The 12,567-nt window shown below is 36.1% G+C and carries 9 protein-coding genes and 1 tRNA gene; 1 reads left to right on the forward strand and 9 read right to left on the reverse strand.

The window, feature by feature from the left end; translation table 11 throughout:
• Window positions 1–108 precede the first annotated feature (108 nt).
• The 3 genes from panF to AQ616_RS14435 all read right to left on the reverse strand — a co-directional run bounded on the left by panF (window position 109) and on the right by AQ616_RS14435 (window position 5,737).
• Window positions 109–1,545, reverse strand: coding sequence for a sodium/pantothenate symporter (gene panF / locus AQ616_RS14425; RefSeq protein ID WP_017795581.1), 1,437 nt, complete (start codon window positions 1,543–1,545; stop codon window positions 109–111).
• A gap of 38 nt (window positions 1,546–1,583) precedes the next feature.
• Window positions 1,584–1,868 (reverse strand): YhdT family protein, encoded by a 285-nt coding sequence (locus AQ616_RS14430; protein ID WP_017795580.1) that lies wholly within the window; start codon window positions 1,866–1,868, stop codon window positions 1,584–1,586.
• A gap of 125 nt (window positions 1,869–1,993) precedes the next feature.
• The gene (locus AQ616_RS14435) at window positions 1,994–5,737 is read right to left on the reverse strand and encodes a 5'-nucleotidase C-terminal domain-containing protein (protein ID WP_069686085.1); all 3,744 of its coding nucleotides are present in this window, start codon (window positions 5,735–5,737) and stop codon (window positions 1,994–1,996) included.
• A gap of 234 nt (window positions 5,738–5,971) precedes the next feature.
• Between AQ616_RS14435 and AQ616_RS14440 the strand changes: the two genes are divergently transcribed.
• Window positions 5,972–6,044 (forward strand) — tRNA-Ala (locus AQ616_RS14440).
• 65 nt (window positions 6,045–6,109) lie between these two features.
• Here AQ616_RS14440 and AQ616_RS14445 read toward each other — a convergent pair.
• The 6 genes from AQ616_RS14445 to rhaM form a co-directional block, all read right to left on the reverse strand.
• Window positions 6,110–6,889: a DeoR/GlpR family DNA-binding transcription regulator gene (locus AQ616_RS14445; protein ID WP_017795578.1), complete on the reverse strand. Its 780-nt coding sequence runs from the start codon at window positions 6,887–6,889 to the stop codon at window positions 6,110–6,112.
• A gap of 156 nt (window positions 6,890–7,045) precedes the next feature.
• On the reverse strand, window positions 7,046–7,882 hold the full coding sequence (gene rhaD / locus AQ616_RS14450) for a rhamnulose-1-phosphate aldolase (protein WP_017795577.1): 837 nt from the start codon (window positions 7,880–7,882) through the stop codon (window positions 7,046–7,048).
• 35 nt (window positions 7,883–7,917) lie between these two features.
• Window positions 7,918–9,171 (reverse strand): L-rhamnose isomerase, encoded by a 1,254-nt coding sequence (gene rhaA, locus AQ616_RS14455; RefSeq protein WP_017795576.1) that lies wholly within the window; start codon window positions 9,169–9,171, stop codon window positions 7,918–7,920.
• Between the two features lie 2 nt (window positions 9,172–9,173).
• Complete coding sequence (gene rhaB / locus AQ616_RS14460) at window positions 9,174–10,589, reverse strand: rhamnulokinase (RefSeq protein WP_017795575.1); 1,416 nt, start codon at window positions 10,587–10,589, stop codon at window positions 9,174–9,176.
• 220 nt (window positions 10,590–10,809) lie between these two features.
• Window positions 10,810–12,111 carry an MFS transporter gene (locus tag AQ616_RS14465; protein WP_069686086.1) on the reverse strand — a complete coding sequence of 434 codons (1,302 nt, stop codon included), beginning with the start codon at window positions 12,109–12,111 and terminating at the stop codon, window positions 10,810–10,812.
• A gap of 15 nt (window positions 12,112–12,126) precedes the next feature.
• Window positions 12,127–12,441 (reverse strand): L-rhamnose mutarotase, encoded by a 315-nt coding sequence (rhaM, locus tag AQ616_RS14470; RefSeq protein WP_069686087.1) that lies wholly within the window; start codon window positions 12,439–12,441, stop codon window positions 12,127–12,129.
• Between the last annotated feature and the right edge of the window lie 126 nt (window positions 12,442–12,567).

Below are 12,567 nucleotides of genomic sequence, written 5' to 3' on the forward strand. Positions count from 1 at the left end.
ACTTCCCATTAACAAAATAAAAAGTATCGCTCGTTTTATGAGCGATACTTAAAAATAAACTTAGCAAATATATAAACTTTTGTAGGATAATAAATAGATTTGAGTCATTTAACTCATTTGTGATACTGGGTGTTGTTTTGATAAACTTGCGATAATGTAAGCTATTAATGCAATGGTTATCGATGTAACAACAGAGTGCAGGCCAAATGGTTGTGGAAAGAAAGATTCAAAAATAATGTAACTTGACACACCTGTTATCATAGAAGCTATTGCACCATATTTATTGCCTCGCCTCCAATATAATCCCAGTACAATTGGCCAAATAAACGCTGCTTCCAAGCCACCCATCGAAAATAGATTTAACCATATAATTAAATCTGGAGGTTGTAGTGACATAATTATCACGATCATCCCAATGAGGGCAGTCACTCCCATACTCAAACCACGCACTTTTCTATCTGTAGCATCTTTCTCAATATAATTTAAATATACATCCTTTATAACCGTGGAACTAACCATTAACAATAATGAATTAACTGTTGTCATAATTGCTGCCATCGGTGCTGCCAGTACAATCCCAGCCAGCCATCCAGGAAGTACTTCTTGTGCAAGTATTGGCATTACCGTGTCCCCTACTCCAATTCCAGGTACTACTGGTCTACCAAGAACTCCGATTAAGTGCATATTTAACATAATAAACCCAACTACAATCGTACTAATAATAATGCCTCTATGAAGTGAGCGCGAGTTTTTATATGACATTGCTCGTACCGCAATTTGGGGGAGCGCAATGACACCGACACCCACTAATATCCAAAAAGAAGATACAAACGCTGGTGTTAACCCACCATCTTCACCATAAGGCGTTATAAGATTCACATTTTCTGCACGTAAATCTTCCATAATTTGTGGAACTCCACCACCGGCAACAATTACAGCAATTAATAATATTAATGTACCAATAAACATAATAATTCCTTGAATTCCATCCGTAATTGCTACTGCTCGGAATCCCCCGACAATGACATAGATAAGTACTGCAGCAGAAAATATAAATAATGCAGAAAGATAAGACATACCAGTAAGCGATTGAATTAACCTACCTCCCCCTATCCATTGAGCTGACATTGCAGAAAACAAGAATATTAATATACTGAATGAAGATAATAAAACGACCCATTTGGATTCATATCTTTCTTTTAAAAAATCTACAATAGTTACTGCTTTATACTTTCGTGTAACAATCGCAAATCGTTTGCCCAATACCATTAACACAAAATAACCTGTCGCTAATTGAGTCATGGATAAAAGAACCCAACCTAACCCTTCGTTATAAGCAGTTCCCGGCCCACTGAGAAAACTACTTGCACTTCCATAAGTGGTTACAAGAGTCATCGCTAATATGAAGCCACCTAAACTTCTACCACCAAGAAAATATTCTTGTACGAAAGAATCTGTATTCCGCACAAATTTACTTGACCAAATTCCAACTAAAAATATGATAAAAATTAATAAGAATAATGGTATAACCGCTTCCCAATTCATTACATTTGTCTCCTCGCTTTAAACCCATTGACTCGGTATTAAGATTGATTTTCTTCTTCATCATCAAGTGGTATATCTTTAAAAAAGAATTTAACTGCTATTACGGTTAATATGACCATTACAATAAATCCAAGAATACAACTATAAAAAAACCAAGCTGGAAACCCCAATATATACGAATAATCTTCTGGATCTTTACCTCCCAATCCATAGGCAAAACCGAACCACCAAATAAAATTAAATATAACTAAACCTACTCCAATTAAAGCTTCTCTATTCGCTACTTTAAACCTTGCGTCTATTTTTTGTCTTTGTTTTGTCATTTTTTAATCTCCTACCTTAAAATAGAAAACTACTATAACAACTATAAGGTAACTAATATCGACTTGTAAACATGAAAAACCTGTAGAGAACTAAACCGTTCTCTACAGGTAAATTCGACTTCTAGTTATTTCATTAATAAGACTATCATTGTTCTTAATTTCTCTTCTGCCATATTAAATGTCTTTGTTTCTTCGCCATTGGTGACATGAAGTGTTACTTGCTTATTCTTTAATATATATACTTGAGGAAGCGTCATTAAAAGCATGCGTAATCTACTTTCATTCGAAACATCGACTAACACATCTGATCCTTCTTCTACAAACAAAAGATCTCTAGTTCGAACAACTGCTAATAATCCTCTATCTGGTATAGCTTCAATAATATAATCTGGTTCTCCTGGCTCCTCAGGTTCCTCTGGTTCTCCCGGATCTTCCGGTTCACCTGGTTCTTCATCTGTTTGTGAAATTCTTCCTTCTGCCTCATATACAATTGGATTATCTTCTGAGCTGTTCATCGCTTGGATAAATTCGACTGTAGCTTCAATATCCTCAGGACCCATAGTCGGATTTTCTCCCAGATCTTTAATCGGTCCTTCCGAAGTTCCCATGTAGTTATTAACCGTTAAGATATACGTTTCTTCCAAATCAATTGGTGTACCATCAGGGAAAGTAACGTTAATCACTTCTCCTAATTCTGGGTTCCACTTATAATGCAAACCACTCACACTATAATCAGGGCCATATTCCGGGTGAATTTGTTCATTTAATATCTCGTAAACATCATTACCAGTAACTTCCACTGTCATTAATGTATTTCCAAATGGTTGGATATTGTATAGATCTCCCCAAGTGACATCACCTGCTAAGAGGTCATCTCGTATCCCACCGCCATTCATAAAGGCAAAATCACTATCCATTGCTTCTTTCATTCCATCAGATAATAAGTTCCCTAATCCGTGATCGCCATCATTGGTATAATCACCCGTTAAGTCTTGTGCATTATAACCAATCACTTCGTTTATAATCGGAGCAATTTCTTCAGCATATTTATCTAAAATTGCAGTGATTTCTTCATCTGGCGTATAATCACTTTGTTTTACATAAACGATTTCAGCTTCTTTTTCAATAATATCACCGGTTTCACGATCTAAAACTAATTGCACGTCCGCAAATGCTTTTCCGTATTCATTTGCTTGGATAATTAATTTATCATCCACTAATACGTTATTTTCCACATGATTATGTCCAGCAAAGATCACATCAACCGAGTCATTGACATTTCGTGCTAAATCAGCAGCAGCACCTGTTGCATCATCTCCATTTTGATACGCTGGCATATGCGCTAACACGATAATCGCTTCTACACCTTTACTCGTTAATTCTTCCGCTGCATCATTTACAGCTTCTGTTTCATCCGTAAACTTCACGTTTTCTAATGAAGAAGGCATAACCATATTGACAGTTTCTTGAGTGTTTACTCCAATAAATCCAATTTCTTCACCATCTACTTCTTCAATAATATACGGGGGGAGGAAAGTTTCACCAGTATCTTCATATACACAATTCGCACAAAGGGATGGAAAATCCATACCTTCATATCCTTCTGTCCCTTTTCCTTCCGGATGATCGCCACCTTCAATCATTCTTAGTAGCTCTGGTAAACCTTCATCAAATTCATGGTTTCCGACAGTACCAACATCAAACCCCATTGCATTCATAATTTCTACTGTTGGTTCATCCTGTAATAAACCTGAGACTGGAGAACTTCCACCTATCATATCTCCTGCATGAACAAGCATCGAATGTTCATTTCCTTCTTGACGCTCTTTGATCGCAGAAGCTGTATAATCTATTCTTCCATACAATTCAGATTCGCCAGTTCCCTCTAAATCTAGCATATATTCCTGATCTATCTTCCCATGTAAATCATTCATACTAATAAGCTGTAAATCTAGCGTTTCCTCGGAAGGCTCTTCTCCATTACTAACCGGTGTATATCCATAAGATTCAGCCTCTTCTGGACTTGAGAAGAAGATACGATGTTCCACAGGTACATCTGCCCAATTATCTGGTACTACATATTGCATTGTATCGGAGTTTCCAACATATCGTTGGAATCCTTTTTGATCATCATTTGCACGGAAGACAAATGGCAATTCTAAAAGTGGATCTTCCGGATTCCAAATTCCTAACTGAGCATCTTTTGCTTCTTTCACTGCTTGTTGATATTCAGGGTATGCTTCCTCATCAATCGGTGCAATAAAGTACGTAGATGCATATCCTGCTTCTACCATTTCTAAATTTACATTTAAACCATCATCTTTACGGATAACTTCTGCCAATATACGTCCATAGTCATCTGTTGGTTCATCTCCAACCTTTAGATAAATCTCATCACCTGGTTGAATGATTTCCCCTATATAATCCGCTGCTAAATCTCCGTAATACTTCTGGTTGTTATTAATTTCTTCACGTGCAGGATCATCATTATGAGCAGCATACGTTTCTGCAGTATCCATATTTACAAATCGAACACGCTTCTCACCAAAAACAGGTTCAGCCACACGTATGGTATCACCATCTGTCACACTTTCTACTGTAGTCTCATAATACCCTTCAGAAGAAGGCGGTTCTGGTTGTTCATCTGCAACTTCGATATCTGCTTGCTCCGTAGGAATTAATTGATACGTATTGTATTGACTTACGATAGCGGTAATATCATACCAAGTATTTGATTCTACTTCAGAAATATCAAGCGCATTTTCCATGACACGAAGCGTCATTCCATTAAAATCTGCATCGGTAATTGTAATATTATATCCACCACCGGCAGGACTATCTGGAATGGATCGAATATAACCATTGACTTGAACTCGTTGCCCTTCTAGTGATTCGGCTAATTCTTCATCTTGTAATTCCTCTAAACTTATTGTTTGTGCTTCTGGTAAATCTAAACCAGAATCAATCACTTCTAATGAAGTAGGTACAATCTCTTTTAATCCATTATATGTAGCAAGTTCACCAGTTACGACAACTTTGTCACCCTTTGTAACATCAGAGATTTCACCTTGTTCAAAAGCAAATAGATTAATACCAGCCGTCTCGTCTTGGATATATGTAGTAAATTGACTGCCATTACTAATCGCTTGATTATCTGCCGTTACAATTCCCTCTACTGTAACCACTTCTCCATCTGAGAGGTCACGAACATCCGAGATAGGTAACTGCTCTGGGTCTGGTTCTCCCGGCTCTCCAGGTTCTTCTGGTTCACCTGGCTCCTCTGGTATTCCATCCATGGTATGAGAACCTATATATGCAAACGTATTTTGATCGTATTCCGTCCAATCTTCTACATTAAACGTCGTACTTGGGGAAATAATTGACGCATTCCTAACTAACGTAACATCTTGACCAAAATTGGTCCGTTCTCCAATTTCCCCGATAACATCTAGTTTCTCTCCACTATTTAATAGAGCTATTGCATCATCACCGTTAAAATTAATCACAGAACCATTTGTTACATCAGCTTGATCTAAGATTTCCTGATCTGCACTCGGATGTGCTAGAACAAGAACATCACCATTAGCCAAAGTACCTGATAGTGATAAAGACTGACTAGCAGAAGAAGCTCCATTACTATATAATTCTAAGGAATAATTCGATAAATCCACAGCTTCTCCTGTACCATTAAAGATTTCAATCGCTTTATTGAACGAAGATCCTTCCACATATTCCGAAAGAATTAGATCTTCTGCAACTGTATCTACAGTTGTAGCACTTTCAGCAGATACTGATAACGCTGGTGTTACATTCATCATAATTAGTGCAAAGATCATTAACATACTAAACGATCTCTTTACCTTTCTCATATTTTCCCTCCGTTACCATTTTTTAATACGATTGTATTTATTTCGACATAAACAATCGTTTCTCTTTAAATATTGCACAAAAATTCTCTCTATTCCATTGCTTTTTTGTAAAAATAGTGTAAATTCAGAACTTTTATCCTATAAAAAGAGGAAAACAGTAGTATAGACTTGTTTTCCTCTATGAAGTATAGTTATATTGAAATAGTTTTATAGAGTAGATATACTTTCATTAACGGGGCATTAGCTCAGCTGGGAGAGCGCTTCACTGGCAGTGAAGAGGTCAGCGGTTCGAGCCCGCTATGCTCCATCTAATAAAAATAACAGCCGCACTTCATTAGTGACGGCTGTTAATATATGGTCTATATTATTGTGTTATTTATCATGCTGTACTTCCGTTACCGTTACACGGATTCCTTTTTCTTTTAGCAACTGAATCAATGTTTGATCTGCCTTGCTGTCTGTAACCAAATGATGTGCGACTTCAATTTGATCAATTTTTGAAAAAGCAGTTTTGCCAAATTTACTATAATCTATCATTAAATAAATAGAATCAGCACTATCAATCATTTTCTTTTTAATGCGAGATTGTTGCTCATCTGACTCACTTATTCCTCTTTCTAGATGCAGACCTTTACAAGAAATAAATGCCTTATCAAGATGATAACTATCAAACGAAGCTTCTGCTAAAGGTCCAGCGTAAGAGAGTGATTTAGAAAGCAGTGTTCCACCAGTTGAAATGACATTAATTTGGTGTTTGTTACTCAGTTCCATTGCAACTTTAATGGAGTTAGTCATGACGGTTAAAGGTAAGTCAGGTAATGCTTTTGCCATATACCAGGCAGTTGTACTTGCATCTAAAATGATTTTATCCCCTTCAAAAACATGTTTAATGGCTTCCATCGCAATTTTTTGTTTTTCACGTACATTCATAATTTCTCTTTGTGAATAAGGGATTTCTAAAGAATCATTTGGATGTAAGCTAACTGCACCACCATGGCTACGAGCTAACTTATTTTCTTTCTCTAACTTTTCTAAATCTCTTCGAATCGTTTCTTCTGTAACAGCAAATAATTTACTCATATCAGAAACTCGAATGCTCTTCTTCTCATTCACTAATTCAACTATTTTGTGATGTCTTTCTGCTACAAGCATCTAACCACTTCCTTCTCTTACCTCTAACATATTCTCTAAAATAGCATACCATATTTTTATTATATGTTACCCATTTTATACTAGGTTTAACTTACATGGAAAGATCTAAACATTTGTATTACTACTGCTTCGTTTTTTCATAATTGCATCAGCCTTTTAAGGAAAGTATTTTTTAGGAGGATTCACATGGAAAGCTTCTGCTAAATCGATCAGTTGCTGATCAGTAATTACTTGTTTAGCACCATCTGGATGTGCGTTTACAAGATTATAGACTTTTGCAGCTTTCTCCACCGTTTCTATTAATCCAAACACCTGATCAATTGTTTCTCCCGCACCAAAAATTCCATGATGTGGCCAAATTGCTAAACGAAATTCATTCATTTTTTCAGCAGTAGCCTTTCCAATTTCAGAAGTTCCAGGAACCATCCAAGGAAGTATCCCTACTCCTTCAGGAAATACCACTAAGCATTCCGTACACATTTGCCATAATGTACGAGTAAATGGAACTTCATCTAATTCATGAGTAAATGTCATTGCAATTAAGTTTGTTGCATGTGTGTGCATAATCACTCGGTGATCCGGATCATGTTTTAATCGAATGATATGACTCATAAAGTGAGATGCTAATTCACTTGTCGGTCTTCCTCCATCACTTAATCCCCATAACAGCTCCACAGATTCTCCACCACTAGTTACGCGTATTACTGCTAAACATTCTTCTGGATTCTCTATAATTTTTCTGAAGAATTTACCCGATCCAGTCACAAGAAAATATTGATTTGCCAATTCTTTCACTGGAAAATCTAATGAAATAGTTCGTTTTACTTGGTTCAAATCAAGATAACTTTTTACTTCTTCTTCCTTTAATAGATAACTAATGTTACCTCCATTTAGTTCATCCCATCCAAGTTTCCACATATCATATGTTGTATTCATCATTTCTTTCATAAACGGTGCTTCTAATACATCTTGTTGTGTAATTTCTTGTGTCATGATTCTCTTCCTTTCCACTTTATATCTGCCTAAACTTATCGCTTAGATAAAACTTCTTTTTCATATTCTTTTACATCTTTTAACCATGACTCTCCAACTGGCACATCCATAGATTCACAGTAGTAATCCCAAATAGCCCCAAATGGATAAGTTTTTAATTCTTCCATTATGGCTAAACGATCGGTGAAATTACCTTCTTCTTGTAATTGTTTTAAGTGCTCATTCGGGGTTAATAACGCGTATAATAACGATTTAATCATATTACGAGTACCAATTGTCCAAGCGGCAATTCGGTTAATACTTGCATCAAAGAAATCTAGGCCGATTCTTACTTTATCTAAGGCATCATTTCGGACAATTTCCAAGCCAATTTCACGCAACTCATCATCTAATATAACAACATGATCACTATCCCAACGAACTGGTCTAGATACATGTAAAGCTAATTCATCACTATATAATAGCATCGAAGAAATTTTATTAGATACCATTTCTGTAGGATGATAATGTCCTGTATCTAGTAGACATAATTTATCGTTCTTCAATGCATAGCCCATATAAAACTCATGTGATCCTACTACATACGCTTCAGATCCTATTCCAAATAATTTGCTCTCTACTGCATCAACGTTATATTCCTTATCTATTTCCTCTTCAAAGATTTGGTTTAGTGAATCTTCTAGACGTTTTCTCGGCGTCAGACGATCACTTGGTATATCTTTATACCCATCTGGAACCCAGATGTTTGTTAATGCAGAAGTTCCTAACTCTTTCCCCATGTAAGCTGCGATTTTACGGCTGGCAATCGTATGACGAATCCAAAAATCTCGAATTTCTTTATTTGGATGCGCTAACGTTAAGCCGTCATCTGCTTTTGGATGAGAAAATAATGTTGGGTTAAAGTCTAGTCCTAACCCGTTTTCTTTTGCCCATTTAACCCAGTTCTCAAAATGCTTAGGCTCAATCTCATCACGTTCCACCGCTTCTCCATTTGTTTCTGCATAAATCGCATGTAGATTGATTCGGTGGTTACCGGGAATAAGTGATAAAGCTTTATCAAGGTCATTCCTTAATTCTTCTGGTGTAGTTGCTTTACCTGGGTAATTTCCAGTTACATCGATACCCCCGGATAATTCCTGTTGATTGACTTCAAATCCTGTCACGTCATCTCCTTGCCAACAATGAATTGAAATCGAAATTTGTTTCAACTTCTCTAATGCATCCTCAACATTAACTCCCCATTTTTCATATTGTTTCTTCGCTTGTTCATAATTTTGGTTCACGTCCATATTTACCCCTCCATTGTTACTTTCGTATAGGTATTTAAATCAAATGATGCTCTAATTAATTGTCTAGCTTGCTCAATATCATCTATTTGATCAGTTGCCATCATTTGAACAATTAAGTTTCCAATAGCTGTAGCTTCAGATAAACCAGCGATTACTATTTTTCCTGTTGTATCTGCAATTAATTGATTTAACATTTCATTCTTTGAACCTCCACCAATAATATGAATGGTCGGAAATTCAATTTCATAAATTTCTTCAATTTGAGAGATTGCCTGTTGATAACTAACTGCTAAACTATTAAATACACATTTAGCCACTTCACTTGGCGATTGAGGTATAGCTTGGTTGGATTCCTCACAATATGCTTTTATTTCTTTAATCATATTTTCAGGTTTTAAGAATCGATTATCATCAACATCAACAATAGAACTAAATGACTCTTCTTTCGCCATAGCAGCAAAGTCGGCAAAGTCATATTCATCATTAAAATTTCTCTTCACTTCTTGAATCATCCATAACCCCATGATGTTTTTCAAAAAACGAAACCGATAATCTGCTCCGCCTTCATTCGTAAAATTATAATCTAGTGCTTTTGTTATACAGATGGGAAAATGATTTTCCACCCCGATCAAAGACCAAGTCCCTGAGCTAATATAAAGCGTATCTTCTAGTTCAGGGACAGCTACAACAGCTGAACCAGTATCATGTGTCGCAGGTAAGATAATGTTAAAATCAACACCTAATTCTTCTTGAAGTTCTGGGCGAAGATTACCAATTACTGACTCTGGAGGTTGGATATCCATAAACATGTTCGAATTAAAACCTAACTTTTCAATTAAATCGATATCCCATTTTTTTGTGAATGCATTGACTAATTGAGTGGTTGTTGCATTGGTATATTCGTTAACCTTTTTCCCTGTAAGTAAAAAATTTAAATAATCTGGTATCATTAGAAAACTTGTTGATTTCTCTATCAACTCAGGGTTGCTATTCTTTAATGCTTGTAATTGATAAATCGTGTTAAATTTTTGAAACTGAATTCCTGTTTCTAAATAGAGACGTTCTTTACTTATTTGAGAGAAGACTTCCTCCATCATTCCATCTGTCCGTGGGTCTCGATAAGAAACTGCATCTGTTAATCGTTTATCATTTTCATCTAACAAAACAAAATCAACAGCCCATGTATCAATTCCTAGACTTATAGGCTGGTACCCTTTATCAACCGCAGATTTAATACCCGTTAATATTTCATGATAAATCCGATCGATATCCCAACAAAAATAGTTGTTCAATTCGATTAATTTATTATCAAAACGATGAACTTCCTCTAATTGCAATTTTCCATTTCGTAAGTACCCAGCGATAACTCTCCCACTGGAAGCTCCTATATCTACCGCTAAGTTGCATTGTTGTTGCATCTAATTCACCATCCTTGAAACCAATAGAATACTGCCATCTTTCTATCTATAAAATCGTCAAGTTAAGTAATCATACCTTCTGTACGTTTATGATAACGTTATCTTTTTGATTAGTCAACAAAAACAAAAATAAACAAAGATTATTTTTGTTTCCTTTCCTTTTTACCAAATAAAAACAAAAAAGCAACGTAAGTACCGTTACTTTTTTTGTTGTATCCTATTAATTTGCTATTCGCTCTTTGCCATAACGCTCTTCTTCAATTTCTGTTAATGTTTTACCTCTAGTATCAGGTGCTAAAACAACTCCAATAACTAAATGGATAACGAGGAATATAATCATTACAATCCCTGCAACTACAAATCCTAACGTGTCCATAATTACTGGTAACGCGACTGACCAAAGCGCAATTCCTGTTCGTACAATAAAGTACATAAATCCTTGTGCGGTTGCACGATATCTTGTTGGGAATAATTCGCTCGTCCAAAGTGCATAAAATGCTTGAGCACCAATACCAGCTGCAGATCCCCACAAAATAACAAAGGCAATCAGCGTCGGCCAAGTCATTGGCATAAATGTTAAGATTATCCAGGCAGCCACACCCATAAGTGCACCAATCGTAAACAATGTTTTACGACTCATTTTATCCCCTAATTTCATGAAGATAAAGAAAGTGGTTAACACGGTGAACATCCATAGGAACGATTGTAATAAGTTTGCTTGCATATTACTTAAACCACCTACATTTTCATAAATGTATGGCATAAAATATCCCATCGCTCCCGCTGTTAAGTTCCAAAATAAGTAAATACCAAGTAATAAGAATAAAGCTTCTCTATTTGGTTTCAGTGTAAATAACTCTTTTAAAGTACCTTTTTTAACAATACCTTTTGCTTTATCCGCATCGTCTTTCGCTTTTTGTTCTTCCCAAATCTTAGATTCTGGAAGACCCCTACGAATATACAAAGCTACACCAGCAACGATAAATAAGTGAATAAAGATTAATCTAGATCCCAATAACTCTAACGGCGCTACAAGTACTGCTAAAGCAAATGTAATCATTGGGCCAATCGACCAGGCTAACTGAGCGGCCCCAACATGCGCGGCTCTTTTTTTCTTTGGTGACTCTTCAGCAATATAAGTCCAAGAAACTGGAACTCCGGCCCCCACCGCAATACCAGTAAAGATCGTACCAATTAACAACATTGGGAAGTTTACAGATGCTGCAATCAAAGCAACACCAATCATATAAACTAATAAATCATAACTAAAAATTATTTTTCTTCCATATTTATCTGTTAAGGGCCCTCCAATAAGTGCACCAATTGCTGCACCTAAAGCGTTCGCACTAAGTGCACTAAGCAACCCAACTCCTAAACTATCAAACCCAAGGTAGGCTTGCCATAATGTAAGACTACTAGCTGCAGCAATAATTGATCCAGCTTCAATATAATTCGCCATCGCAATTGCAATAGTCGCTTTCCAGCCAGTCACGTTTTTAGCCGCAAATCTTTGCTTCCCCATTCTTTATTTCCTCCTCTAGTCCATATGGAAAACTTCTTTTAAATCTATTGATACAGGACTATTATCTGAATTCGTTTTCATAACTGGCTTCATAAACTCCCACCACTTTTGATTGATTGAATTTTTCGCCATCTTGTCCCATTTTTCTTCATTTTCTATTTCTATATAACCAAATAATTGGTTCGTTTGTTTATCTAAAAAGATCGAGTAATTGCGGGCGCCATGTTGATTTAGTTCCTCGACCATTTCCGGCCAAATTTCATTATGTCGTTTTTCATATTCATCATGCTTATCCGGATAGACCGTCATAATGAACCCTTTTCGCTTCATTAAATCCCCTTCTTTCTGAACAGTAAAAATGATAACGATTACACTAACTTGATGCTTTTATAGTAATACGCTTTCATTTCGAAGTCAACACAAATAAACAATTTTATTTTTGAAATGTTTTGTTTA

It is taken from the genome of Oceanobacillus sp. E9 (assembly GCF_001741975.1).
In the GTDB taxonomy this organism is placed as follows: Bacteria; Bacillota; Bacilli; order Bacillales; family Amphibacillaceae; genus Oceanobacillus; species Oceanobacillus kimchii.